A 26,011-nucleotide genomic window follows, 5' to 3' on the forward strand; every position below is an offset into this window, starting at 1 on the left:
TACGAGGACATGGGCGGCGGCGAGCTGTACTGCGACACCTGCGGCCTCGCGCCCGTGGTCGCGGCGGCCGGGCCGTCCGGCACATCGGCGGGCGCGGGCCGGCTGAGCGGCGACACCACCTCCGTCCACCGGGGCTCCCGCTCCTCGCGGGCTTCCTCGCGCCCCGCCTCCTCGCGCCGTTCGGTGTCGGGGCGGCTCTCGCTCACCGCGACCGGGTCCAGCACCTCCACCCGCTCGGTCTCGGTGCGCAGCTCCGGCACCTCCACGGTCGCGTCCAGCCGCAACCGGCTGGGCGCGGGCCTGGTCACCGTGCCGGAGGTGCCGCGCCCGGAGCCCCGCGCGGCGGTGATGGCGAACCCGGAGGTGCCCGAGCGGAAGCGGTTCTGCTCACGGGCCGAGTGCGGTGTGCCGGTGGGGCGTTCGCGCGGCGGGCGGACCGGGCGCACGGAGGGGTTCTGCACCGGGTGCGGCCATCCGTACTCCTTCGTGCCCAAGCTCGCCGCCGGGGATGTGGTGCACGGTCAGTACGAGGTGGCGGGCTGTCTCGCCCACGGCGGCCTCGGCTGGGTCTATCTGGCCGTGGACCGGGCGGTCTCGGACCGCTGGGTGGTGCTCAAGGGCCTGCTGGACACGGGCGACCAGGACGCGATGGCCGCGGCGATATCCGAGCGCCGCTTCCTCGCCGAGATCGAGCACTCCAACATCGTGCGCATCTACAACTTCGTCGAGCACCTCGACCAGCGCACCGGTTCGCTCGACGGCTACATCGTCATGGAGTACGTGGGCGGCAAGTCGCTGAAGGAGCTGGCGAACGACCGCAGGGACCCCTCCGGACGGCGCGACCCGCTGCCCGTGGAGCAGGCGTGCGCGTACGGCATCGAGGCGCTGGAGGCGCTCGGGCACCTGCACAGCCGTCACCTGCTGTACTGCGACTTCAAGGTCGACAACGCCATCCAGCAGCAGGACCAGTTGAAGCTGATAGACATGGGCGCCGTCCGGCGGATGGACGACGACGAGTCGGCGATCTACGGCACGGTCGGCTACCAGGCCCCGGAGGTCACGAGCGCCGGGCCCTCGGTCGCCTCCGACCTCTACACGGTGGCGCGCACCCTGGCGGTGCTGACCTTCGACTTCCAGGGCTACACCCATGTCTTCGCGGACAGTCTGCCGGACCCGGAGAACGTCGAGGTCTTCCGTGCCTACGAGTCGTTCTACCGGCTGCTGGTGCGGGCGACGGACCCCGATCCGGCCCGGCGTTTCTCCTCGGCGCAGGAGATGGCCGAGCAGCTCACGGGGGTGCTGCGGGAGGTCGTCGCGCTCCAGACGGGCCGTCCCCGGCCCGCGCTGTCGACCCTCTTCGGCCCCGAACTGCGGGTGCCGGACACGGAGCTGTTCGCGGAGCGGACCGACGATGTGTCGCGGCTGGGCGCACGGACCCGGAGGGGTCGCGGGGCCCGGGGGGCCGCCGGGGCGCCGGAGTCCGGCGCCGGGCCGGCCGCTCCGGAGCCGGCGGTGCGCGACACCCGGGCCGTGGCGCTGGCGCTGCCCGTGCCCCGGATCGACCCGGCCGACCCCAACGCCGGTTTCCTCGCCGGTCTGGTGGCCTCCGCCCCCGCCGAGCTGATCGCGGCGCTCGCCGCCGTGCCCGCGCCGTCCCCGGAGAGCAGGCTGCGCGAGCTGCGCGCCCGGCTGGAGACGGGTGAGGCGGCCACCGCGTCCACGGCGCTCGCGGCGCTGGAGAGCAAGCACTCGGACGACTGGCGGGTCGTCTGGTACCGGGGTCTGACCGCCCTGATCGCCGGGGACAACGAGGCCGCCGCGCTCTCCTTCGACGCGGTCTACGACGCCTTCCCGGGCGAGCCCGCGCCCAAGCTGGCGCTCGGGGTGTGCGCGGAGATACTGGGCCAGTCGGACAACGCCGCGGAGTACTACCGGCTGGTGTGGACGACGGACCCGAGCTATGTCAGCGCCGCGTTCGGCCTGGCGCGGGTGCAGCTCGCGGCGGGCGACCGCACCGGCGCCGTACGCACCCTGGAGTCGGTGCCGGAGGCGTCCGTCCACTGCACCGCCGCCCGGGTCGCCGCGGTACGGGCGCGGCTGCGCGGGCGCGGTGTCCGGGAGCCGCTGCTGGACGATCTGGTGGCCTCGGCGGAACAGGTGGAGGCGCTCCAGGACCTCGGTCTGGACGCGGTGCGCCGGGAACGGTTGTCCACCGAGGTACTCGGCACGGCCCTGGACTGGGTACTCTCCGGTAGTCCCGGAACTCAGCCGTCCGTACCGGCGCCGGCGGGCACTTCGCGGCCCAGCGGCGCGCCCACCGCCCAGGTGGAGCGTGCCGCGCGGGCCGCCCCCGCCGTGCTGCTCGGCAGCGCGCTGGACGAACGCGGTCTGCGCTTCGGGCTGGAACGCTCCTACCGGGTGCTCGCCCGGCTCGCCCAGCGGGGCGAGGAGCGGATGGAACTGGTGGAGCGAGCCAACCGCTTCCGCCCCCGGACGTGGGTGTGATTGATGTCGCCGCAGATGCACCGGCCCGGCGCCGGTCCGATGTGCCCCGCTTGCGCGGAGCCCCTGGAGGAGGGCGACCGCTTCTGCGGCGCGTGTGGACACGGCCTGTCGGCGGGGTCGGCGCCACCGGGGCCCGACCGTCCGACCCTGGCGATCGGGGTCCCGGCGGCGTGGTCGGCCGCCCGCGCCCCGGCGAACCCCGCCCCTCCGGGACCCGATCCGGCTCCGGCTCCGGCTCCGGCGGGGCCGTATCCGCCGCTGCCGGAGGTCCCCGCACACCCCCCGGCCGGACCGGGAGCCCCGCCGCACCCCTCCGTACCGCCGGCCGTCCCGGGCCCGCACGGCTCCGGTCCGGCCGCCCCGGGCCCCGGCGTACCGGCGCCCCCCGCCCCTCCGGCCGCGCGGACACCCGCCCCGTACGGACCCCCCGGGCCGGTCACGCCGCCGGGGCCACCCGTTCCGCCGCCCGCCGAGCCCGGGGCCACCGGCCGGGCCGGTGGGGACTTCGAGCTGCCCGCGCCGCGGACACCGGCACCGGCACCGGCGGCCGGTGCGGTGGACCCGCGCACTCCGGCCGACCCGCGCACCCCGTCCCCGCCCGCCGCCGTGCCCTCCCCCGCGCCCGCCGCCGTCAAGGTCTGTGTGGCCTGCCGGGGCGGCCGGGTCGACACCGACGGGTACTGCGAGAACTGCGGCCACGCCCAGCCGAAGGAGCGCGACCACATGGAGCGTGAGCTGGGCCCGGTGGCCGCCGTCAGCGACCGGGGGCTGCGCCACCACCGCAACGAGGACGCGTTCGCGATCTCCACCACCGCCCTGCCGGACGGCTCACCCGCCGTGGTGGCGATCGTCTGTGACGGGGTGTCATCGGCCACCCGGCCCGACGAGGCGTCCCAGGCCGCCGCCGCGGCGGCCAACGCCCTGCTGCTGGCGGAGCTGCCCCGGGGCACCCACCCCCAGCAGGCCATGCGGGACGCCATCGTCGCCGCCGCCGCCGCGGTCGACGCCCTCGCGGACCGCCCCGCGCGGAGCGAACCGGCCGAGCCCGCGCCGGGTCACCAGCTCAACGCGCCCGCGTGCACCATCGTCGGCGCCATCAGCGCCGGCGGCCTGCTGATTGTCGGCTGGGTCGGCGACAGCCGCGTCTACTGGGTGCCCGACGACCGCGGCGGTCCCGCCGCCCGGCTCACCGAGGACGACTCCTGGGCGGCCCAGATGGTGGCCGCGGGCCTGATGAGCGAGCAGGAGGCGTACGCGGACGAGCGCGCCCACGCCATCACCGGCTGGCTCGGCTCCGACGCCTATGAGCTGGACCCGCACACCGCCGCCTTCAAGCCGGACCGCGACGGCGTGGTCGTGGTCTGCACCGACGGTCTGTGGAACTACGCGGAGAGCGCCGAGGAGATGGCCCGCGCCATCCCGGCAGACGCCGCGACCCGGCCGCTGCACAGCGCTCAGGTGCTGGTCGGACACGCGCTGGACGGCGGCGGACACGACAATGTGACCGTGGCTGTGGTGCCGTTCACGGTGACGGGACGGGAGTGACAGGACGGGAGTGACGGGACAACGCGCCGCGGGCCAGGGGGTCACGGGCCAGGGGGCCACGGGACACGGCACGGACCCGGCCCGCCCACGGATCTGACCCGGCACCGGCCGGGCGGGTCCCGGCGGCGGACAACCGGGCGCACCGCCCGCGCACAACGGCCGGGCGCCGACAACGGGGGAGGCGCCCGCAGCAGGGGCACCAACGGGTGCCCGGCCGCTTCAGTTCTCCCCGAGCGGAGCCTCAAGGAGCCCATCAGATGGCCAATTTCTCCAAGTCCCCGGTGCCGCGCTTCTCGGTCGACGTCTACCAGAACGAGTTTCTGCCCGAGGGCGGCCGGGAGGTGAACGCGATCGTGACCGTCGCCTCCACCGGCGGCGGGACCAGCGGCGGTGCGCCGCTCCGGGGAAGCTCGGCGTCCGCATCCGCGCCCGGCGCGGCCGTGGTGATCATGGTGGACTGTTCGGGTTCGATGGACTATCCGGCGACCAAGATGCGCCATGCGCGGGACGCCACCTCCGCCGCGATCGACACCCTCCGCGACGGAGTGGAGTTCGCCGTCGTCGGCGGCACCCACCGGGCCGTGGAGACCTACCCCGGCGGCGGCCGGCTCGCCGTCGCCGACGGCCGCACCCGCGCGGAGGCGAAGAGCGCGCTGCGGCGGCTCACCGCCGGCGGCGGCACCGCGATCGGTACCTGGCTCACCCTCGCGGACCGCCTGCTGGCGGCCTCGTCCGGCGATATCCGGCACGGCATCCTGCTCACCGACGGACGCAATGAGCACGAGAGCCCGGAGGCGCTGCGCTCGGCGCTCTCCGCCGTGACGGGCCGGTTCACCTGTGACGCGCGCGGAGTCGGCACCGACTGGGAGGTCAAGGAGGTCACCGGGATAGCGTCCGCGCTGCTCGGCACCGCGGACATCGTGGCCGATCCGGCCGGTCTGGCCGCCGACTTCACCGGCATGATGGAGAACGCGATGGGCAAGGGGGTCGCGGATGTCACGCTGCGGCTCTGGACCCCGGTCGGGGTGGAGATCGGATTCGTCAAGCAGGTCGCGCCCACCGTCACGGATCTGACGGACCGGCGCACGGAGGCGGGCCCTCGGGCCGGTGACTACCCGACCGGCTCGTGGGGCGACGAGTCCCGCGACTACCACATCTGTGTGTGGGTGCCCCGGGCGAACATCGGCCAGGAGATGCTGGCCGCCCGGGCCTCGCTGATCGTCCCGGCCCCGGGCGGCGGGGCGCCCGATGTGCTCTCCCAGGGGCTGATCAGGGCCGTCTGGACGGACGACATGGCCGCCTCCACCTCCATCAACCCCCAGGTGGCGCACTACACGGGCCAGGCGGAACTCGCGCACGTCATCCAACAAGGACTGGATGCCCGCAAACTGGGCGATATCGATGGGGCGACGGCGAAGCTCGGACGCGCCGTGCAGCTCGCGGCGGTCTCCGGAAACGCGGACACCGCGAAACTCCTTTCGAAGGTGGTCGACGTCGTCGACGCGGCGACGGGTACTGTGCGACTGAAGGCGAAGGTCGCCGAGGCGGACGAGATGACGCTCGAAACCCGGTCCACGAAGACGGTCCGGGTGAAGAAGTAGCCGCTCCGCCGCGGCGCCGACCGGACGTACGACACAGCGAAGAGACGGCCCGCGGGCCGGACGAGGAGAGGGGGAAGCGCCGACATGCCGACCTGCCCGAACGGACACCAGTCGGGTTCCGACGACTGGTGCGAGGTCTGTGGACACCGCATGGCCGGCCCCGGCGCTTCCGCGGGGGCCGCGCCGCAGCCGCCCCGGCCCGGGTACGGATACCCCGGCCCCGGGGGCGATCCGCACGCCACCGCCCAGGCGGAGCTGTGCCCGCAGTGCCGCACCCCGCGCGAGGCCATGGCCCCGTTCTGCGAGGAGTGCCGCTACAACTTCCTGACGCACACGGCGACGTCCTACACGCCGATAGCCCCGGCACCGCACTCGCCGTCGCCCGGGCTGAATCTGCCGTCCGGTTTCACCCACCAGCCGCCCCCGCCGGGCCCCGGCCCCCAGGGGCCGCCGCCCGGGCCGCGCGGGCCGGGGCACGATCCGTACGAGTACCAGGGCTCGCGGCCCTCGCAGCTCAACCGGCCCGCCGAACCGCTCGGCGAGCGGCCGGGACAGCAGCCGTTCCCGCCGGGCCCGCCCTCCCCCTTCCCCCAGGGACCGGGGCAGCACTCCGGCGGACCCGCGCAGCACCCCGGCGGACCTGATCAGCACGGCGCGCAGGGTCAGCACGGCGCGCAGGGTCAGCACGGCGCGCCGGGCCGGCAGGGCGGTCCCGGGCAGCACCCGGGCCCCGGGCAGGGGCACCAGAACCCGCCGCCCGGGTACCCGCAGCAGTCCGCACCGCTCGCGCCGCCGCAGCGCCAGCGGCAGCAGCCGGGGGTGGCCGACGACTGGATGATCTCCCCGCCGTCGCAGTCCCAGCACCAGTCCCCGCAGCCGCAGCCGCCGTCGCCGTCGCCGCAGTCACCGTCCCCGCAGCCGCACTCCCAGCAGCCCCAGCACCAGCACCAGTCCCCGCCCCAGCACCCGTTCCCCCAGAGCGGCCCGTCGTCGCCCTTCCCGCAGGGACCGGGGCAGCACCACGGCGGCCCCGGGCAGCAGGGCCAGGGCCAGGGCGGGCAGGGCGGCCCCGGTTCCGGCTCCGCGCCCGGGCAGCACCAGTCACCGCCGTCGTATCCGGCGGCCGACGGCTGGACCGCCGTCGTCGCGCCCGACCGCGACTACTTCCTGGCGATGATGCAGCGCAGCGGCCCCGACGCCACCGGCCTCAACCTGCCCGCGTACTCCCCCGAGCAGCACCTCACGCTCACCGGCAGCCAGATCACCATCGGCCGCCGCCGCCACTCCACCGGAGAGTCCCCCGACATCGATCTGTCGGTGCCGCCGGAGGACCCGGGGGTCTCGCACAAGCACGCCGTGCTGGTGCAGCAGCCCGACAGCACCTGGGCAGTCGTCGACCAGAACTCCACCAACGGCACGACGATCAACGGCGCGGAGGAGCCGATCCAGCCCTATGTCCCCGTCACGCTGAACGACGGCGACCGGGTCCACGTCGGCGCCTGGACGACCATCACCGTGCGCAGGAGCTGAGCCGGCCACCCCGGGAGCCCGCGGGGGCACGGCCTCACGTGTCGCGGCGGCCCAGTGGCCAGGCGTACGGCCCGTCGGGGTCGTCCAGCCAGGCCCACTGCCGGCCGCCGCTGACGGTGACCCCGAACCGCTCCCGGGCCGGCCGTCGCTCGCGCTCCCAGAGCGCCCGCGCCTCACGCGGACCGAGGCTCCCGCCGGTCAGCGTCAGCAGGAACCGGAAGAGATCGTTCTCCAGTACTCCGCGGGACGGTGTCCCGCCGGCCCGCTCCGGCACGGCGTCACCGCCCCGCAGCGGCACGAAGTAGGCGGAGGTCCGCAGAAAGCGCCCCTCCGCGCTGGGCCCGCCGCCGCCTTCCCCGTCCCGTACCCGCAGGGCGATCAGTCCGGTGGAGAGCGGCGCCAGGATCAGGGCGTCCGGCCGGCACTGCGCGAGCCAGTCGTACGGGATGTACGGCAGGGTGCAGGTCGCGATGATCCTGTCGAAGGGGGCGCGCTCGCGGCAGCCGCGCGCGCCGTCGCCGGTGACCACCGTCGGACGGAAGCCGGCGAGGGCCAGATGCGCCCGCGCCGAGTCGGTGATCTCCGTCTCCATGTCGATGGTGGTGATCCGGTCGTCGCCGAGCCGGTGGGAGAGGAGCGCCGCGTTGTACCCGGTGCCCGCGCCGATCTCCAGCACCCTGTCGCCGTGCCGCACCCGCAGCGCGTCGAGCATCCGGGCCATCAGCGAGGGCTGGCTGCTGGAGGAGATCAGCTCGCCGTCGCGCACCCGGGTGGCGAGCGGCCCGTCGTCGTACGCACCGCGCAGCCAGCGCTCCCGCCGCGCGGGGTCGGGGTCCTCGCGCCAGAGCCGCTCATGGCCTCCGGCCCGGTTGACGAAGTAGTACGGGACGAACAGATGCCGGGGCACCTCCTCGAACGCGAGCCGCCAGGCGGGGTCGGTCAGCCCGCCGTCGGCCACGATCAGCCGCACCATCGCCGCCCGGGCCTCGGCCCCCGGCCCGGCGTACGGTTCCGCGTTCGCACCCATGCCTCCACTGTGCTGCCCCGCCGCCCGGTACGCGAGCACCCCGGGCCGGTGGGCCCGGCAAGATCCACGAGAAGCGCCCTAGGTCCGGAGTCCTCCGCCGGTGGGTCTGAGACGATGGAGGGGTGACTGAGATTCCGCGCGGCACCGTTCAGGAGCAGACCTTCTACGAGCAGGTCGGCGGCGAGGAAACCTTCCGGCGCCTGGTGCGCCGTTTCTACGAGGGTGTGGCCGATGACCCGCTGCTGCGGCCGATGTACCCGGAGGAGGACCTCGGCCCGGCCGAGGACCGGTTCGCCACCTTTCTGATGCAGTACTGGGGCGGTCCGCGCGTCTACAGCGAGAACCGCGGCCACCCCCGGCTGCGGATGCGGCACGCTCCGTTCCCGGTGGACCGCGCGGCCCATGACGCCTGGCTGAGGCATATGCGGGACGCCCTCGACGAGCTGGAGCTGTCGCCGGAGCACGACCGCCGGCTCTGGGACTATCTCGTCTACGCCGCCGCGTCGATGGTGAACACGGCGGGTTAGGCCGCGCCGCCGCCGGTCCCGGCCGTCTCGGGGGTCCCGGCCGCCTCGGGGGTCTCGGGGGTCTCGGCGAGGAGGCCGGTCACCCAGGAGTGGAAGGCCCCGATGTGGTGCTCACTGGGCACCAGCACCCCGCCCGCCCGGTAGGCGCGGGACCCCATCCCCGGCTGCGTCCGCTCACAGGCGGCGAAGTCCTGCACATTGACCCGGTGGAACAGCTCCACCGAGCGGCTCAGATCCGCGCCCGAGGCAATCACCTCGGGCGCGTACAGCCAGTCGCAGTCGACCACCGTGCGGTCGGGGGCGGCCGGGAACATCCGGTGGACGATCACATGGTCGGGCACGAGGTTGATGAAGACCTGCGGCCTGACCGTGATCGCGTAGTAGCGCCGGTCCTGCTCGTCCGCGAGCCCCGGCAGCCGGCCGAAGCCCTCCCCTCCGTCGACGGTGAAGCCGCGCGCGCCGTCCGCGAAGACCGCGCCGTGGCCCACCGAGGACTGGGCGGCCCGGCCCCGGACGAACTCCGGCAGCACGGAGACCAGTTCGGGGTGGATGGTGGCGCAGTGGTAGCACTCCATGAAGTTCTCGACGATCAGCTTCCAGTTGGCGTTCACCTCGTAGCGCACCCGCCGGCCGAGCCCGAGCCCCTCGGCGCCGTACCGGCCGATGGCACCGGCGTCGCCGAGCCGTTCGGCGGCGGCCCCCGGCACCTGTTCCTCGAAGGGCGGCGGCTCGTCGGCGAGACAGACCCAGAGGTAGCCCAGCCACTCGCGCAGGGCGACCGCGCGGAGCCCGTAGGCGGTGCGGTCGATGTCCGGCATCCGCGCCAGATTGGGCGCGGCGACCAGCCGTCCGTCGAGGTCGTAGCTCCAGGAGTGGTACGGACAGCGCAGGGTCCGGCCGGCCAGCCCGGACTCCTCGGTGCGGAGCCGGGCACCCCGGTGCCGGCAGACATTGAGGAAGGCGCGCGGCTCACCCGCGCCGTTGCGGGTGAGCAGGACGGACTCCCGGCCGACCGGGACCGTGCGGAACGCCCCCGGAGCGGCCAGTTCCGTGGACCGCGCCGCGCAGAACCAGAGCGACTCGAAGATCCTCTCCTGCTCCCGGGCGAAGAGTTCGGGGCTGGTGTAGTGGTGCCCCGGCAGGGTGGTGAGCAGACTCGGCGGGACGGTCATGCGATCTCCCTCGGGCGGGCGCGGCCGGGCGGCCGGGCGGCCGGTCAGGCGGGGGCCGCGGTGAAGCGGCCGGGGTCGAAGAGCGCGATGGGGTGGCGGGTGGTGCCGTCGGTGGCCAGATCGGCGAGGATCTCGCCGACGACGGGGACGAATTTGAAGCCGTGGCCGGAGAATCCGCAGGCCACCACGACCGCGTCCGGGTGCGCCGGATGCGGGGCGATCACAAAGTGCTCATCGGGCGTGGTGGAGTACATGCAGGTGACGGCCTTGAGGAAGGTGCCGGGCAGGGTGGGCAGCCGGGGTCCGAGGTAGTCGGCCATCGCCCGCACCTCGTGGTCGTGGACGGTGCGGTCGATGGTCTCGGGGGTGCAGATCTCGCCATCGCGGAAGAAGGCGACCTTGGCGCCCCGCTCGGGCCCGTCGATGGCGGGGAAGCCGTAGACCTGGGTGCCGGCCGGGTCCTCCCAGATGTAGACGGGGTGGTGCGCGGGGCGGTACGGACCGGTGCCGCCCCGGGGCTGGAACCAGTACATGATCTTCCGCTCGATGGTGATCGGCACCCCCAGACCGGCGAGGAGCCGGGGCGCCCAGGCGCCGGGGCAGATGATCAGCCGGGCCGCCGTGTAGGTGTCCTCGGCGGTGTGCACCCGCACGCCGTCGCGGTACGGCTCCCAGCGGGTGACCGGCTCCTCGAAGTGGAGGTCCGCGCCGTGGCGGGTGGCGAGCTGGAGATGGGCGGCGACGGTGTTCTCCGGGCGGAGCAGCCCCGCCCGTGCCTCGTACAGACCGATCTCGTCGTCGGCGGGGGTCAGCGTGGGGAAGCGGCGGCGCAGTTCCCGGGCGTCGAGCATCTCGTGCGGCAGATCCCACTCCCGGGCCGAGCGCAGGGAGCCGGAGACCGTACGGCTCTCGGGGCGGCCGATCATCACCCCGCCGCAGAGGGTGGCGATGTCGCGCCCGGTCCCGCGCTCCAGCTCCTCGTACAGCTCGTAGGCGCGCAGCAGGAGCGGGACATAGGCCGGGTCCTCGAAGTAGGACTGGCGGGTGATCCGCGAACCGCCGTGGCTGGAGCCCCTGCTGTGCACGGGGCCGAACTTCTCCAGTCCGAGCACACGCACCCCCCGGGCGGCGAGGTGGGCGGCGGCGGCGCTGCCCATCCCGCCGAGTCCGAGGATGATCGCGCCGTACGCGGGTGCCATGGGTCTCCCTTCGCTGGGGGCCGCCGGTCCGGGGCCGGACTAACCGCGGACGCGGGCCGTCCCCGGGTCGTGGAGCGGGGTCCGGACGACGGTGGCGGCCAGCTTCTCGCCCAGGTATTCGATATGGACGGCGGTTCCGGGGGGCAGCGGGGGCAGCCAGGCGTAGGCGACGCAGCGGCCGACGGTGTAGCCGTAGCCGGCGCTGGTGACATGGCCGGCGGGGACACCGCCGTGGAGAACGGGCTCCTTGCCGAGGACGACGGCGGCGGGGTCGTCGAGGGTGAGGCAGAGGAGGCGGCGGTCGGCGCGGGCCCCGGTCTCCCGGTGGCGGAGGAGGGCGTCGCGGCCGATGAAGTCGCCCTTCGCCCCGGCCCCCGTCCCGCCTTGGGACCCGGCCCAGCCCTCGTGCCCGTGCCCGTGCCCGCCGTCGTCCTCGGGACCGCCGTCATCCTCGGGACCGCCCCCGCCCCCGGGACCACCGTCACCCCCGGGACCGCCCGCGCCCAGATGGACGGCGAAGCCGAGGCCCGCCTCGTCCGGGGTGTCCTCGGTGGTCATGTCGCGGCCCCAGGCCCGGTACCCCGCCTCCAGCCGGAGCGAGTCGAAGGCGCCGCGCCCGGCCGCGATCAGCCCGAGTGACGCTCCGGCGGACCACAGGGTGTCCCAGAGGGCGAGTCCGAGGTCGGCGGTGGTGCACAGCTCCCAGCCCTGCTCGCCGACCCGGCCGATCCGCAGCGCGGTGACCGGGACCGGGCCGATACAGGTGCGGCGGGCGGCGCGGTCGCGAAGGTCCCGGTGCGGGAAGTCGTCGTCGGTCAGCGGCTGGACGAGGGCGTGGGCCAGCGGTCCCCAGACGCCGACGCAGCAGGTGCCGGGGGTGAGGTCCTGGACGCGCACCCCGGGCGGCGCGTGCCGCAGCAGCCAGCCGAGGTCGGCCGGGGTGTTGGCGCCGAGCTGGAACTCCCGCTCGCCGAGGCGGGCCACGGTCAGATCGGAGCGGATGCCGCCCGCGTGGTCGAGCAGCAGGGCGCAGGTCACCGAACCGGGTGGTTTCGCGAGCTGGTTGGTGGTCATCCGCTGGAGGAAGTCCAGCGCCCCGGGGCCGCTGACCCGCAGCCGCCGCAGCGGGGTCATGTCGTACAGCGCCACACCCTCGCGGGTGGTCCGGGCCTCGGCGGCGGCGATGGGCGACCAGTGGCGGGCCGACCAGTCGTCGCGCTCCGAGGGCCGGCCCGCCTCCGTGACGAGCGGCGCGTTCGCCTCGTACCAGTGCGGGCGCTCCCAGCCGCCGCCCTCCAGGAAGTACGCCCCCAGCTCCCGCTGCCGCGCGTGGAAGGGGCTGGTCCGCAGCGGGCGGGGCCGGCCGGGCGGCTGGAGCGGATGGACGATGTCGTACACCTCGGCGAAGCTCCGGGCGCCGCGCGCGGCGATGTACGCGGGGGTGAGCTGGGCCTGTTCGAAGCGGGCGGGGTCGCACTCGTGGAGGTCGAGGGCGGGCCGGCCGTCGGTCATCCACTGGACCACGGCCCGGGCGGCGCCGGCGGAGTGGGTGACCCAGACGGCCTCGGCGAGCCAGAAACCGCCCAGATCGGGGCTCTCGCCGAGGAGGGGCAGACCGTCGGGGGTGAAGGAGAAGACGCCGTTGAACCCCTCGCCGACACCCGCGTCCGCGAGGGCGGGCAGCAGCCGGACGGCCTCGTCCCAGGCGGGTGCCCACTCCTCGGGGGTGAAGCCGAGCGCGGAGGGCATGACGGGTGCGGCGTCGTACGAGGGGAGGGCGGCGGGGTCGACGGGCAGCGGCCGGTGGGCGTAGGAGCCGATGCCGATACGGGTGCCGTGCCGCCGGAAGTAGAGCGGCCCGCCCTGGTGGCGGAGGATGGGCAGCCGCTGCGGCAGGCGGTCCAGGGGGCGGGTCGTGGCGTACTGGTGGGCGAGGGGCAGCAGGGGAACGCGCACCCCGGCCAGCGCGCCGACCAGCGGCCCCCAGAACCCGGCGGCGCAGACCACCCGTTCGGCCGGGAAGCTCCCCCGGTCGGTGACGACGGCGGTGACCCGGCCGGCCGAGCGCTCGATCCCGGTGACGGTGTGGCGGTCGAGGAAGCGGGCGCCCCGGGCGGCGGCGCGCCGGCGCATGCGGCCGGCGGCGTCCAGGGCGCGGGCCACACCGTCGTCGGGAGTGTGCAGTCCGCCGACGACCTCGGTCCCGCGCAGCAGCGGCCACAGTTCGCGGCAGCGTCCGGGGCCGACGACCTCGGCCCCGATGCCCCAGGAGGCGGCGAGTCCGGCGCGGCGGTGCAGCTCCGTCAGCCGCGCCCCGGTGGTGGCGACTTCGAGGCCGCCGACGCGGTCGAAGGCGCCGAGCCGGGTGAAGCGCTCGACGGTGTGGGCGGCGAGACGGGTCATGGTGCGCGAGGGGTTGAGGCGGAAGACGAGACCGGGCGCGTGGGAGGTGGAGCCGCCGGGCGAGGGCAGCGGGCCCTGGTCGAGGACGGTGACATCGCTCCAGCCGCGTGTGGTGAGTTCATCGGCGAGCGCACAGCCGACGATGCCCGCTCCGATGACGACCACGGGGGCGCGGAGGTCGCCGGGCCCGGCGCCTCCCCCGGGAGCGGGGCTCGCGCGGGGAGGCGCGCCGGCTCCGGGAACGGGGCGCGGGGCGCCGGCTCCGGGAGCGGCGGCGGGGTCCACCGGGGTGGCGTCGGGTGGCACGGGCATGTCTCGACCCCCAGCTGTTGCGCTGTGTGCACGACGGGTTGCGCCATGGAGCCATCTCGATGGGAGACATAGTGGGAACGGCCCCGCGCACCGTCAAGGGCGTCGGCGGCCCCGGGCCCGGCCCGCGCGCGGGCGCGGCCCGGGTGGGGGTCAAGCGCCCCTGGTGGGGATGACGTTCAGCCCGCCGAGGCCATGGGTGCGTACGGCGATGGACCCGAAGGGCGTACGGAGTCTGAGCCAGGAGGCCGTGGACAGCAGCGCGAGGGGTGCCCCGGGGCGCAGGAATCCGAGGGACTGCGCGGCATGGACGGCCCGCAGCGGCAGCGGGGTGGCGCCGAGGGTGCGGGACCAGATCTCCCGGCCGATACGGTCCCGCTCGGCGCGGGTGCGGCGCTCGGCCGGCAGGTCGCCGTCGCGGGCGCGGAACTCGGCGACGGCGGCGGCGACCGCCTCGCGCACGGCCTGGGCCGGGGGCAGACCGGGCAGTTCCCGCCAGCCGCCGCGCGGCGGCAGGACCCCCGCCCACGGCGGTCCGGTGACGGGTCCCGGCAGGGTGAACGCGGTGCCCGTGACGGAGTCGAGCAGCTCACCGGCGGAGACGGTGAGATCGATCCGGGCGGGCGCGCCGAGGCGCGCCGCCCGGATCGCCAGCACCTCGAAGGAGGGCGGGCGGCCGAAGACGGCCAGACTGGCCTGCGGCCCCTCGGGGCCGCCCGCCTGGAGCCGCACGGCGGCGGCCCGGTCGTAGTGGAGCAGCCGGGCGAGGAAGGCGGCGAGATCCTCCGCCTCCCTCGCGTCGGCGAAGTGCAGACTCTGCACGGGCACACTCATCCGACGAGAGCGCCCTCTTCCAGGGCCGGCAGATACCGCTGGAGGTAGGACTTCTCCTCGGCGCTGATCCGGCGCGGACGGGCCGCCTCCAGGTCGTAGGGCACGACGACGGTCGACGCCCGCACATAGATCTGCGCGGTGTCGCCCTCGGCGTCCTTCACCTCGTAGGCGATGGTGAGGGACGCCGCGCCGATCCTGGTGACCCATGACTCGATGATCACCGGCTCGTGCCGGTGGACCAGCGGCCGGACATAGTCGATCTCGTGCCGGGCCACGACGGACCCGCCGGAGAACGACGGCGAACCGTCGCCCGGCTGGAGCCGGAACATGAAGTCGATGCGCGCCTCTTCCAGATACCGCAGGAAGACGACGTTGTTGACGTGCCCGAAGGCGTCCATGTCCGACCAGCGGAGGGGACAGCGGTAGATGTGCCGGGCCATGGGTCTGTGGGCTCCCTCAGCCTCGGGTCAGCTTCTTGTAGGTGGCGCGGTGCGGACGGGCCGCGTCCGGGCCGAGCCGCTCGATCTTGTTCTTCTCGTACGACTCGAAGTTGCCCTCGAACCAGAACCACTTGGAGTCGCCCTCGTAGGCGAGGATGTGGGTGGCGACCCGGTCCAGGAACCAGCGGTCGTGGGAGACGACCACGGCCGCGCCGGGGAACTCCAGCAGGGCGTTCTCCAGGGAGGAGAGCGTCTCGACGTCGAGGTCGTTGGTGGGCTCGTCGAGGAGCAGCAGGTTGCCGCCCTGCTTCAGGGTGAGTGCCAGGTTCAGCCGGTTGCGCTCACCGCCGGAGAGGATGCCCGCGGGCTTCTGCTGGTCCGGGCCCTTGAAGCCGAACGCCGAGACATAGGCGCGGGACGGCATCTCGACCTGGCCGACGTTGATGTAGTCCAGTTCGTCGGAGACGACGGCCCACAGCGACTTCTTGGGGTCGATGTTGGCGCGGCTCTGGTCGACGTAGGAGATCTTGACCGTGTCGCCGACCTTGATCGAGCCGGAGTCCGGCTCCTCCAGGCCCTGGATCATCTTGAACAGCGTGGTCTTGCCGGCGCCGTTGGGGCCGATGACACCGACGATGCCGTTGCGCGGCAGGGTGAAGCTGAGATTGTCGATGAGCAGCTTGTCGCCGAAGCCCTTGGAGAGGTTCTCCACGTCGACGACGATGCTGCCGAGCCGCGGGCCCGGCGGGATCTGGATCTCCTCGAAGTCCAGCTTCCGCATCTTGTCGGCCTCGGCGGCCATCTCCTCGTACCGGGCGAGCCGGGCCTTGGACTTGGCCTGCCGGCCCTTGGCGTTGGAGCGGACCCACTCCAGCTCCTCGCGGAGCCGCTTGGCGCGCTTGGCGTCCTTCTGGCCCTCGACCTTCAGCCGGGCCTGCTTGGACTCCAGGTAGGTGGAGTAGTTGCCCTCGTAGCCGATCGCGCGCCCGCGGTCGAGTTCGAGAATCCAGCCGGCGACGTTGTCGAGGAAGTACCGGTCGTGGGTGATGGCGACGACGGTGCCCGCGTACTTGGCGAGGTGCGCCTCCAGCCACTGGACCGACTCGGCGTCCAGGTGGTTGGTGGGCTCGTCGAGCAGCAGCAGGTCGGGGGCTTCGAGCAGCAGCTTGCAGAGGGCGACGCGGCGCTTCTCACCACCCGAGAGGTTGGTGACGGGCCAGTCCCCAGGGGGGCAGCCCAGCGCGTCCATGGCCTGCTCCAGCTGGGCGTCGAGGTCCCAGGCGTTGGCGTGGTCCAGGTCCTCCTGGAGCTTGCCCATCTCATCCATCAGCTCGTCGGTGTACTCGGTCGCCATCTGCTCGGCGATCTCGTTGAACCGGTTGAGCTTGCCCTTGATCGTGGCGACGCCGTCCTCGACGTTCTCCAGCACGGTCTTGGACTCGTCCAGCGGCGGCTCCTGGAGCAGGATGCCGACGGTGTAGCCGGGCGACAGGAAGGCGTCGCCGTTGGAGGGCTGCTCCAGACCGGCCATGATCTTCAGCACGGTGGACTTACCGGCGCCGTTGGGGCCGACCACACCGATCTTCGCACCGGGCAGGAAGCTCAGCGTCACATCATCGAGGATGACCTTGTCGCCGTGCGCCTTGCGCGTCTTGCGCATCGTGTAGATGTACTCAGCCAAGAGAAACCGTCCGGCAGATGAGTGAGTGGGCAGATACACCCCATCTTGCCTGACGTCCATCCCCCGATGGAAACCGGTCACCGGAGCGGTGGGGCTCCCGGAGCCCCGGAGGTGACCGGAAAGTAGTCTTCCGGTCACCGCGTGACGGGGCCGCTCACTCCTCGGCCGAGGGCTTCTTCCTGCGGAGGAGGAAGACGGCTCCGCCGCCGACCACGACCAGGACGACCGCCACCCCCGCTATCAGCGGGGTGGTGCCGGAGCCGCCGGTGGCGGCCAGGTCGCCCTCCAGCCCGGCCGAGGTCCCGCCGGCCGAGGCGGGCGCGAGCCGGGAGACGGGCGTCTCGGAGGCCGAGGCGGCGGGGGACGGCGCCGGATCGGGCAGACCGGTGACCCGGCAGTCCAGGACGCCCTTGAAGCTCTTGCTCGGGCCGCCGGGCAGGGCGATGGCGAAGTCGTACGGCTGGTCCTCGCCGACCGGGACGGTGACCGTCCGCGACCTCCCCGCCGGGATGGTGTGCGCGGTTCCCGCCAGCTCGAAGGTGAAGGGGGCGTCACCGCTGTTCCGCGCGGTGATGTCGATGCCGCCCTCGGCGCAGTTCTTCCGCGCGGAGAGCGCGGGCACCGCTCCCTCGGCGGCCCAGACCGCGGAGGCGTGCGCGGTGACGGTGGACTCGCTGGAGCCCGCGATGATCTGCGCCTGGCTCCTGGTGGTCGAGGTGAAGGTACGGCCCACCGGGACGGGGGTGGTGGCCTGCGCGGTGAGCGCCGCCGTGCCGTCCGGGGCGGAGTCCGGCACCGCGAAGTACACCTTGGTGCCGTCGACCGCCGAGGTGAGGGGCTTCCCGGCGGCGTCGGTGAGCCGGACCCCGCTGGCCCCGCTGTCCAGCGGCGGGGTGAGCGAGACCCGGTCCGCCCCGGTGCGCACGGTCACCGGGCCGAGCCGCCCGCCCGGCCGGCCGGCGACCGCGCCCGGCTCCAGCGCGAGGGACGCGGCCGGCTCCCCGACGTTCCCGGCCTTCCGGTGCAGCCAGTCCGCGAGCCGCTCGGCCGCCGGGTCGAGCGCTTCGACCTCCGCCCGGTCGGAGTACCGCCAGATGGCGATCTGGGTCCCCGCGGCGGCGGTCCGCTGCGTCAGCGGACCGGTGCCCGCCCTCCTCGCCAGCTCCGCCAGATCGTCCACCTGGGGGAAGGAGTTCTCCACGATCCAGCGAATCCTGCCCGCGTCGCGGTTGCCGGCGAGGGAGGTCTGCTTCCCCGGGGTCTCCAGGTACTTCGCCTGGTCCTGCGTCGGGTTGTGGAGGTCGATGCAGTAGGTCTTGAGCCGGCCGCCGCCGTCGACGGTCATCTCGAAGAGGCCCGCGGGTATCGGATGGCTCTTGCCGCCCGCCCGCAGGACGGCCCGGTCGAAGGTCTTGAGGCCGTCGAGCGTGGCGACGGCCCCGGCCTGGTGGTGCGCGCTGTCGTCGGCCACGGCGGTCCCCGTGCCCGCCGCGGCCCCCGTCGCCACCAGACCCGACACCAGCACCGCGGCCACGGCCCGGCGCGCGGTCCCCCGCCTGAGTCCAACCGGCACAGCGAACTTGGAAAACACAGAATTCCCCTCCGGGCGAGGCGCGTTCACCCGCCTCACCGCGCACCGGGGCGCGCGGGGGCGGCTCGTACGGCTCGTGCGAGCCGTACGGGTGACGCGGGCCTCGCGGGTCGTGCAGATCGTGATGGTGAGGTCGATGGCGCTGCTCGGGCAGCCGGGCGGGCGGTGTCTCACGGGCGGCTGGTGGGGGGATCGCCTCGCGGGCGGACTCAAGTGCCCGGTGAATACCGGGAAATCCTAGAGAGGCGGGAGACCCCCGTCCCCCGTCATACGGTCGGACAACCATTCCGAATCGGAATCGTTATCGCCGACTGTCCGGCGCGCGCCATTTCGCCATTTCTGAATCGACAAATCTCCACAACTCACCGGCCGGTGAGGCGCCGGGAGTTCAGAAGGGCGCCGCGACCTGCGCCGCGCCCCCCTCGGCCCCCTCCGCTCCCCGGGGAGTGCCCTCCTCCCCCACCGGGGGCGCGGGCTTCACCACCCGCCGGAACGCGGCCGTCCCGCGCGAGAGGTCGTGGCCCGCGGCCACCGCCTCGATATCCACAAAGGTCCTGCGCCTGCCGCCGGCGCCGGCCTCCGGCGCGCCCTGCGCCCTGTCCTGCTCCTCCTCCCGGACCCTCAGCCGCCCATGGACGAGCAGCGGATCGCCCAGCGAGACGGAACCGGCCAGATGCGCCGCCAGGGACCGCCAGGCGAAGACCGTGTAGAAACTGGTGCGCCCGTCCGCCCAGCTCTCCCGCAGCCGGTCCCAGCGCCTCGGGGTCACCGCGATACGGAATCGCGCCATTCCGCCGGTCGCTGTCTCCCGGTACTCCACCTGGGTCGCGACATTGCCCACCAGCGTCACCATCGTGTCGTGCACGGCGGCCACCTCCCCGTCCGCTCCTGCGGGCTCCCTGCCCGCCGGTTTCCATGCTGGACCGGGCGGCCCGGTCCCGCCGGGCCCTGTGGACCACCACCCGGCTGTGGACAACTCCGTCACCCCCGCCGCCGCCCGGGGACCCCGGCCCCGGCCCCGGCACCCGTCATCGCCGGCCCCCGCCCCCCGCCTTCCCCGCCACCGTCGCGTACTGCTCGCGCACCTCCCGGTACCGCATCAGCTCCCCCGCCACCGGATCGAGCACCATCGCCCTCCCGCACCCGGCGGCGGCCTCCCGCAGCCTGCGCCGCGCGTCCTGCCCGTACCGCCGGGCGGGCCCCCGCACCGCCGCCGTGCACGCCCACTCCACCAGCGGACCGCCCACGATCCCGGCCACCATCAGCAGCGCCGGCACCACGAGCCCCGGCTCCAGGACCCCGATGATCTGCCCCACCAGCCACAGCCCTCCGTACACCTGGAGCAGTGTCATGGACATCTGCGCCAGCACGGCCGCGGGCCACCACGCGGGCCGCAGCGGCCGTTTCGCGGTCGCCGCCGCCTCGCGCACGGCCAGCTCGTCCAGTGCCTCGGGCAGCCCGCCGGCCCCCCGGACGGCCGCCTCCCGCACCGCCTGCGCCCAGGGCGCGGGCAGTCCCGCCGCCGCCTCGTCGGCGACCGTCCGCACCGCCTGCTCGACGCGCTGCCGGGCGGTCAGCTCCTCCTCCACCGGCGTCACCGCGAGGGGCAGACCGCTCCCGGGCGTCCGGGACCGCTCGTACCAGCGCCAGAGCCGCAGCCAGGGCGTCCCGCACGCCCTGATGGCGTGTCTGCGCCACTCGCGCTCGGCCGTGTCGCCCGCCGCCTTCGCCCCGACGGCCTCCGCCAGCCGGGCCGCGAAGTCGTCCCGGGTCCGTTCGCCGAGACCGGTGCGGCCCTCGGCGACATAGGCGGAGCGCAGCCCGGCCGCCGCCGCGTCCACATCGGCGGAGAGCCGGCGGGCGGGCGCGGTCCGCTCCTGGACGAAGGTGCCGATCACCTCCCGCAGCTCGCCGACGCCCTCGCCGGTGAGCGCCGACAGCGCGAGCACCGTCGCCCCCGGTTCGCCGTGCTCGCCCAGCGCCATGCCGTCCTCGTCGAGGAGTCTGCGCAGATCGTCCAGTACCTGGTCGGCGGCCTCGCCGGGCAGCCGGTCGATCTGGTTGAGGACGACGAAGGTGACCTCGGCATGGCCCGCGAGGGGCCGCAGATACCGCTCGTGCAGGGCGGCGTCGGCGTACTTCTCCGGATCGACCACCCAGATCACCGCGTCCACCAGCGCCAGCACCCGGTCGACCTGCTCCCGGTGTCTGACCATCGCGGAGTCGTGGTCCGGCAGATCGACCAGGACCAGACCGGACATCTCCTCGGAGCCGCCCGCGAGCGGCCTGCGGCGCAGCCGGGAGGGGATGGCGAGCCGGTCGAGGAGCCCGGCGGACCCCTCCGACCAGCTGCACGCGATGGGCGCCGCGGTGGTGGGGCGGCGCAGCCCGGTCTCCGAGAGCGGGACCTGGGCGAGGGCGTTGAAGAGGGTGGACTTCCCGCTTCCGGTGGCGCCGGCGAGGGCGACGACGGTGTGCCGGGAGGAGAGCCGCTGCCGGGCGGAGGCCTCGTCGAGCACGCGTCCGGCCTCGGCGAGGGTGTGGCTCTCCACCCGGGTGGAGGAGAGGCCGACGAGTTCCCGCAGGGCGTCGAGCCGGGTGCGGAGCGGCCCGCCGTAGGTCCCCCCGATGGGAATGTGCTCCCCGGAGCCCTCGATGCCGTCGATGCCGTCCATGCCCCCGGAGCCCCCGGGCCCCAGGAGGTCCCGGGCCCCGCCGGTCCGCGCGGCCTCCCCCGCGGAGTCCCGCCTCTCCCGGCCGCCCGCGCGGCGGGCGATGAGCCCGTCGTCCCAGATACCGGCGGACCCCTCACCGGGGGCCTGCTCGGGTTCGGGCTCGGGCTCGGACTCCCGTTCCGGGCCCCCGTCCCGCCCCCGCACCTCTTCCCGCTCCCGCTCCTCTTCCCGCTCCCGCTCCTTCTCCTGTGTCTGCTCCCGCTCCCGCTCCTTCTCCTGTGTCTGCTCCTGCTCCCGGCGCGGGGTCCCGGCCGCCCGGCTCTGGTCGTCCGTGATGGCGGTCACCGCCGTCACCTCACCTTCTGGAGTAGCGACAGTGCGGCGATCAGCTCCGCCTGCGGTTCGGGGGACACATCGAGCGCGTCCAGGGGCGCGAGGCGGCGGTCGCGTTCGCTGTTGAGCACACCGTCGATGTACGCGGTCAGCACCTCGCCGCCCTTGTCGCGCAGCCGGAGCGCGCCCTGCGCCCCGATCCGCTCGGCGAGCTGCTCCCCGGCGCCCCGGGCCCGCCGCCCGCCGAGGAGCGCCGCCGCGACCAGGGCGGCGACGGTCTCGGGGTCGGGTGCGGCGTGCAGTTCCAGCGTGCGCACCTCGGCGTCGGCCAGCTCCTCCAGCTCGCGCCGCCACCGGCGCACGGCCATCCCGATGCGCTCGGCCGCCTCCAGGTCGAGCCGCCCCCGGATCACCACCGCTCCCGCCCCCGGGTCGCGCCGCCAGGCGTCGTGCACCTGCTCGTCGGCGGCGGCCACGGCACACTGCACCAGCGCGCAGAGGCTGCCGACCAGGGAGTCCAGCAGCTCACCCGCCGAACTGTCGCGCGGAAACCCGCGCCACCGGGTACGGGCGTCGCCGGCGAGCACCGCACCCGCCTTGAGCTGCCGGTTCACCCGCTCGCGCTCACCCTCGTACGCCTCCTCGACCACACCCATGAGCCGTACGGCGGCGGCGTACTGCCCGGCGACGGCCGCGGCCAGCTCCGGCATCCGCGCGTTGAGCGATCTGATCACCCCGGTGGCCGTGCGCCCCAGGGCCTGCTGCCGGGCGGCGGGGTCCTGCACCCGGTGGGCGAGCCAGGCGAACAGGGGCGCGACGGCGGTGGTGGGCAGCAGTCCGCTGCCGCCGCCCGCGGACTCGGGCAGCTCGGGGATGGTGAACCGGGGCACCTCGCCGAGTCCGGCCTTGGTGAGCAGGGCGGCGTACTGCCGGGAGACATCGGCGATCACCTGGTGGGGCACCCGGTCGAGGACGGTGACCAGGGTCGCGTCGTACTGCTTGGCGGTACGGAGCAGATGCCACGGCACCGCGTCGGCGTACCGGGAGGCGGTGGTCACCATCACCCAGACATCGGCGGCGCAGATCAACTCGGCGGCCAGCAGCCGGTTCCGCACCACGAGCGAGTCGATGTCGGGCGCGTCGAGGAGGGCGAGCCCGCGCGGGAGCGAGGACGCCTTCTCGATCCGTAGCCGGTTCCCCCCTTCGGGGGTGTTTTCGTCGGTGTCCGGGCTGTCGTCGCTCTCGTCCTGGTGGGGCAGCCAGACCCGGATGAGGTGGGGCAGCACCCGCATCCCGGCGAACCAGTGGTGATCGTCGGGGTGGCAGACGAGCACGGGCGTACGCGTGGTGGGGCGCAGCACCCCCGCCTCGGTCACCCGCCGCCCGACGAGCGAGTTCACCAGCGTGGACTTCCCGGCCCCGGTGGACCCGCCGACGACGGCGAGCAGGGGGGCCGCGGGGGCCTTGAGCCGGGGCACGAGGTAGTCGTCGAGCTGTGCGAGCAGCTCAACCCTGGTCTGGCGGGCCCGGGGCGCCCCGGGCAGGGGCAGAGGGAGACGCACGGCGGCGACACGGTCGCGGAGGGCCGTAAGTGCGTCGATCAGCTGAGGCCGTGCATCCAAGGTCACCACATGCGAAGAATGCCTAATTTTGGCGGCTTTTTGAAGCGTATGAGCTTGTCTGCGCGCCGGTCGGACACAAGGGGCAAGGGGGATGAGTGGGGCGCAGGCATAACGAGTGCACAACACCCGGGACGCGGGACGCCAAAAGCGGTGCAGAAATCGCACTCGCCTGCGATTATCGGTTCGCTTCACCGAACCTCCACATCGTGCCACGCAGGTGAAGCAACGAGGCCAAGGCAATCGGACCCCTATCCTTGTCCCGGCAAGGTCACGGACCCGCGGACTCCGGTAGCCGCGGCCACCATCCGGCCCCCGTAGCTCAGTGGATAGAGCAGGCGCCTTCTAAGCGCTTGGCCGCAGGTTCGAGTCCTGCCGGGGGCGCTCTTCCCAACTCGCCGCTCTCTCTCCGGCGGACCCCCTCCCTCGCGGAGGACCAGGAACGGCCGGCGGGCGCGGCCCGGTGCGGCTCCTCAGCCGGCGGGCGCGAGCAGTTCCAGCGCCTCCTCCCAGGAGAACCGGGTGCCACCACCGCCGCCGGCCACGGGCCGGTGAGGCGGGTACGAGCCGATCAGGACACCCATCCCCCGCAGCCTCCGCAGGCTCTCGGCGTACGCCGGGTGCGCGGCCTGGGCCGCGTTCAGGTAGGGGAGGGCCGCGATGGGGACGCCCAGGCCGTGGGCCTCGCACAGGATGCCCAGGGCGAGGGTGTCGGAGATCCCGGCGGCCCATTTGTTGATCGTGTTGAAGGTGGCCGGGGCCACGGCGATGGCGTCCGGGGGAGGCAGCGGGCGGGGGTCGCCGGGGGCGCGCCAGGCCGAGCGGATCGGGTACCCGGTCCGGGCCTCGACCGCCGGCGCGTCGATGAAGCCGAGGCCCCGCGGGGTCGCGACGACCCCCACCTCCCACCCCGCCTCCTGCGCGGCGGTGATCAGCCGGCCGACATCGCCGGCGATCCCGGCCGCGCACACGACCACGTACTGGTCGGCGAGATCGTCGGCGGCCTGTGGGCTCACCTGGAGGCGCACCCGGTCGCCCATGGACCCGGCGGTGGCGTCGATCGCGAGGCTCCGTAAGGCGGCGACGATCCGGGCGCCCAGGGCCTCCGTGTCGGGTCAGTCGTCGGCCGTGGGCGCGTCCTGGGCAGGAGGGGTATCGGCATGCGCCCATCGTGGCGGACCCACCGCACCGGCGGGGCCGAAACCGCTCACTCAGGTGCGGTGCGGAGAACGTCCATGTTCCGCAGGATGTCGCTCCGGACAGCCTCGGCACCTTCGCCTCTTGACTCCGTACTGCGTCCACGTGAGGGTGCGTGGAACAACGTGGAATCTGCTGTAGGCGGAGGCATCGATGGCCCTAAAGTTTCTTGGGATCTACCCCAACACCCCCACAGATGAAAGCCCTACGATCTGGCTCGACGACGAGACCGGCGACCTGCTGATCCAGTCGTACAAGGCGACCGAGGCAGAAGTGAAGGCGTGCCAGGAGGTCGGGTCAATCCCAGGGCATTCGACTGACGTGCCGGTCCACGAGGCAATCATCAGGCTGCCGGCCGTGATGCTGAAGTACATTCCCCACCCGAACGATGGAGATGCCAGCAGTGCAGCCACCCGCGCGTGAGGCTCTGGCCCGAGCAACCCGGTCCGCTGTCCATCTGGAGATGCGCGACCACTACATGCTGGATGACCCTGCGTTCCTTCAATGGCAACAGGGCCAGAGACTGAACGCAGTCGACCACTCTTCGTGGTGGGGGCCCTGGCACACCCACGTGCGAGATGCTGCTGCCCGGGGCGTGACAGTCCGTCGAGCGCGTATTGTCTCGGAACCCGTACACGACTACATCCGCTATGAGCACGACCTCACACCCGCGAACATCATTGCTGGCGAACAGGTGCGGTGGCTGCCCCGGCGCCAGACAATGGGCCTTGCGCTTCCGGGTACCGACTTCTGGCTGTTCGATGGGCAGCACGCCCTCTTCCACCACTTCACTGGGGATGGACAGCTCGCCGAGGACGGCCGGGAATACACAGATGATCCGGCCCTGGTAACGCTTTGCGCCGCTGCCTTTGAGGCGGCGTGGGAGCGGGGAATCCCGCACAACGAATACCGGCTCATCTGACTGTGGCAGTCTCAGCGTCCTCCAGTGCCCAGCAGGCCCGGCAGGCTCTCGCCGACCGCCTTGGTGACATACGCCGGGATGCCGGGCTGACCGGCCGGGACCTGGCACGTGAGTGCGGCTGGTACCCGTCCAAGGTGTCTCGCATCGAGAACGCGCGCACGCCGCCGTCAGCTGTCGACATCCGAGCGTGGTGCGCTGCCTGTGGTGTGGAGGATCAGGAGCCCGACCTCGTTGCATCTCTGCGAGCGGTAGAGGGAATGTGGGTGGAGTGGCGGCGGATGGAGCGCACCGGCCTGCGCTCGGCCCAAGAGGCGGTTCGCCCGCTCTTCGAACGCACTCGACGGTTTCGAGCGTACTCCTCATGGTTTGTGCCGGGACTCATCCAGAGTCGCGCCTATACGGAGTCCGTTCTCCGTGCGGTTCAGAGGCGCCGGGTCATCGTTGACGACGTAGACGCAGCGGTGGAAGCCCGGATGGCCCGACAAAATGTCTTGAGGAGTGACCGCGTCTTCGCCTTCCTCCTTGAGGAATCCGTCCTGCGATCAGGGATCGGTGGGCCAGAGGTCATGGCCGGGCAGCTGGAGCAGCTGGCCACCATGGCGGCGCTCCCAAACATCAGCCTTGGCGTCATCCCCATGCGACCAGACCGCTCTCGGATGCCCGTAGAGGGCTTCTGGATTTATGACACTGCCCAGGTCAACGTAGAACTGGTCTCTGGCTACCTCACGCTCATTCAACCCAGCGAGATCTCGATGTACGCCGACACATTTGCCGAGTTGGCCGGGCAGGCTCTGTACGGAGCGGATGCGCGGGGCCTAATAGCTGAGGCCCTTCGGGCCCTCGGATGATTCTGTGGAATCTCGTAGAACTTGCTGGAACGCCTGACCACACGGTCCATACG

20 protein-coding genes and 1 tRNA gene are annotated in these 26,011 nt (G+C 73.5%); 9 read left to right on the forward strand and 12 right to left on the reverse strand.

The genetic code is table 11. The annotated features are described in order from the left end of the window. The first annotated feature begins 9 nt into the window (after nucleotides 1-9). From ABT122_RS04800 to ABT122_RS04815, 4 genes are all read left to right on the forward strand, one after another. Nucleotides 10-2,505: a serine/threonine-protein kinase gene (locus ABT122_RS04800; protein ID WP_351545493.1), complete on the forward strand. Its 2,496-nt coding sequence runs from the start codon at nucleotides 10-12 to the stop codon at nucleotides 2,503-2,505. Nucleotides 2,506-2,508: 3 nt separating this feature from the next. Further along, nucleotides 2,509-4,050, forward strand: a complete 1,542-nt coding sequence (locus ABT122_RS04805; RefSeq protein ID WP_351545329.1) for a PP2C family protein-serine/threonine phosphatase — start codon at nucleotides 2,509-2,511, stop codon at nucleotides 4,048-4,050. Nucleotides 4,051-4,307: 257 nt separating this feature from the next. Next, entirely contained in the window at nucleotides 4,308-5,651 is a 1,344-nt protein-coding gene (locus tag ABT122_RS04810; protein WP_351545330.1) for a vWA domain-containing protein, read from the forward strand. Nucleotides 5,652-5,735: 84 nt separating this feature from the next. Further along, a complete protein-coding gene (locus tag ABT122_RS04815) occupies nucleotides 5,736-7,181 on the forward strand; it encodes an FHA domain-containing protein (protein ID WP_351545333.1) in 1,446 nt (481 codons plus the stop codon). Between the two features lie 34 nt (nucleotides 7,182-7,215). Here the strand turns inward: ABT122_RS04815 and ABT122_RS04820 are convergent, their stop codons facing one another. Further along, nucleotides 7,216-8,208, reverse strand: coding sequence for a methyltransferase domain-containing protein (locus tag ABT122_RS04820; RefSeq protein WP_351545336.1), 993 nt, complete (start codon nucleotides 8,206-8,208; stop codon nucleotides 7,216-7,218). A 122-nt stretch (nucleotides 8,209-8,330) separates the two neighbouring features. Here ABT122_RS04820 and ABT122_RS04825 point away from each other — a divergent pair, with 122 nt between their 5' ends. Further along, nucleotides 8,331-8,735, forward strand: coding sequence for a globin (locus ABT122_RS04825; RefSeq protein ID WP_351545339.1), 405 nt, complete (start codon nucleotides 8,331-8,333; stop codon nucleotides 8,733-8,735). Here ABT122_RS04825 and ABT122_RS04830 read toward each other — a convergent pair. The 10 genes from ABT122_RS04830 to ABT122_RS04875 all read right to left on the reverse strand — a co-directional run bounded on the left by ABT122_RS04830 (nucleotide 8,732) and on the right by ABT122_RS04875 (nucleotide 22,994). Next, complete coding sequence (locus ABT122_RS04830) at nucleotides 8,732-9,907, reverse strand: aromatic ring-hydroxylating oxygenase subunit alpha (protein ID WP_351545342.1); 1,176 nt, start codon at nucleotides 9,905-9,907, stop codon at nucleotides 8,732-8,734. The genes ABT122_RS04825 and ABT122_RS04830 overlap by 4 nt on opposite strands. A gap of 44 nt (nucleotides 9,908-9,951) precedes the next feature. After that, nucleotides 9,952-11,106 carry an N-methyl-L-tryptophan oxidase gene (solA, locus tag ABT122_RS04835; RefSeq protein WP_351545345.1) on the reverse strand — a complete coding sequence of 385 codons (1,155 nt, stop codon included), beginning with the start codon at nucleotides 11,104-11,106 and terminating at the stop codon, nucleotides 9,952-9,954. Nucleotides 11,107-11,145: 39 nt separating this feature from the next. Further along, nucleotides 11,146-13,821 carry a GcvT family protein gene (locus ABT122_RS04840; protein WP_351545348.1) on the reverse strand — a complete coding sequence of 892 codons (2,676 nt, stop codon included), beginning with the start codon at nucleotides 13,819-13,821 and terminating at the stop codon, nucleotides 11,146-11,148. Nucleotides 13,822-13,971: 150 nt separating this feature from the next. Then, nucleotides 13,972-14,652 carry a DUF8185 domain-containing protein gene (locus ABT122_RS04845; protein ID WP_351545350.1) on the reverse strand — a complete coding sequence of 227 codons (681 nt, stop codon included), beginning with the start codon at nucleotides 14,650-14,652 and terminating at the stop codon, nucleotides 13,972-13,974. Next, the gene (locus ABT122_RS04850) at nucleotides 14,649-15,092 is read right to left on the reverse strand and encodes an acyl-CoA thioesterase (protein WP_351545353.1); all 444 of its coding nucleotides are present in this window, start codon (nucleotides 15,090-15,092) and stop codon (nucleotides 14,649-14,651) included. The genes ABT122_RS04845 and ABT122_RS04850 overlap by 4 nt, the downstream gene beginning before the upstream one ends. 16 nt (nucleotides 15,093-15,108) lie before the next feature. Then, nucleotides 15,109-16,773, reverse strand: coding sequence for an energy-dependent translational throttle protein EttA (gene ettA / locus ABT122_RS04855; RefSeq protein ID WP_351545356.1), 1,665 nt, complete (start codon nucleotides 16,771-16,773; stop codon nucleotides 15,109-15,111). A 154-nt stretch (nucleotides 16,774-16,927) separates the two neighbouring features. Further along, nucleotides 16,928-18,346: a thioester domain-containing protein gene (locus ABT122_RS04860; RefSeq protein ID WP_351545359.1), complete on the reverse strand. Its 1,419-nt coding sequence runs from the start codon at nucleotides 18,344-18,346 to the stop codon at nucleotides 16,928-16,930. Between the two features lie 406 nt (nucleotides 18,347-18,752). Next, nucleotides 18,753-19,229, reverse strand: a complete 477-nt coding sequence (locus ABT122_RS04865; protein ID WP_351545362.1) for a single-stranded DNA-binding protein — start codon at nucleotides 19,227-19,229, stop codon at nucleotides 18,753-18,755. A 163-nt stretch (nucleotides 19,230-19,392) separates the two neighbouring features. Next, entirely contained in the window at nucleotides 19,393-21,384 is a 1,992-nt protein-coding gene (locus tag ABT122_RS04870) for a GTPase (protein ID WP_502976094.1), read from the reverse strand. A 5-nt stretch (nucleotides 21,385-21,389) separates the two neighbouring features. Then, on the reverse strand, nucleotides 21,390-22,994 hold the full coding sequence (locus tag ABT122_RS04875) for a dynamin family protein (RefSeq protein ID WP_351545497.1): 1,605 nt from the start codon (nucleotides 22,992-22,994) through the stop codon (nucleotides 21,390-21,392). A gap of 308 nt (nucleotides 22,995-23,302) precedes the next feature. Here ABT122_RS04875 and ABT122_RS04880 point away from each other — a divergent pair. Beyond that, nucleotides 23,303-23,375: transfer RNA gene (locus ABT122_RS04880), tRNA-Arg, on the forward strand. A gap of 89 nt (nucleotides 23,376-23,464) precedes the next feature. Here ABT122_RS04880 and ABT122_RS04885 read toward each other — a convergent pair. Beyond that, nucleotides 23,465-24,031, reverse strand: coding sequence for a flavoprotein (locus tag ABT122_RS04885; RefSeq protein ID WP_351545364.1), 567 nt, complete (start codon nucleotides 24,029-24,031; stop codon nucleotides 23,465-23,467). A gap of 310 nt (nucleotides 24,032-24,341) precedes the next feature. Between ABT122_RS04885 and ABT122_RS04890 the strand changes: the two genes are divergently transcribed. From ABT122_RS04890 to ABT122_RS04900, 3 genes are read left to right on the forward strand one after another with little or no spacing between them, the layout of a single operon-like run. Further along, nucleotides 24,342-24,611: a hypothetical protein gene (locus tag ABT122_RS04890; protein WP_351545367.1), complete on the forward strand. Its 270-nt coding sequence runs from the start codon at nucleotides 24,342-24,344 to the stop codon at nucleotides 24,609-24,611. Further along, entirely contained in the window at nucleotides 24,583-25,110 is a 528-nt protein-coding gene (locus ABT122_RS04895; RefSeq protein ID WP_351545500.1) for a DUF6879 family protein, read from the forward strand. Before ABT122_RS04890 ends, ABT122_RS04895 begins: the two co-directional genes overlap by 29 nt. Nucleotides 25,111-25,112: 2 nt before the next feature. Continuing rightward, nucleotides 25,113-25,958, forward strand: a complete 846-nt coding sequence (locus tag ABT122_RS04900; RefSeq protein WP_351545370.1) for a helix-turn-helix domain-containing protein — start codon at nucleotides 25,113-25,115, stop codon at nucleotides 25,956-25,958. The last annotated feature ends 53 nt before the right edge of the window (nucleotides 25,959-26,011 follow it).

This window comes from Streptomyces sp. NPDC001985, from assembly GCF_040296845.1.
Taxonomy (GTDB): domain Bacteria; phylum Actinomycetota; class Actinomycetes; order Streptomycetales; family Streptomycetaceae; genus Streptomyces.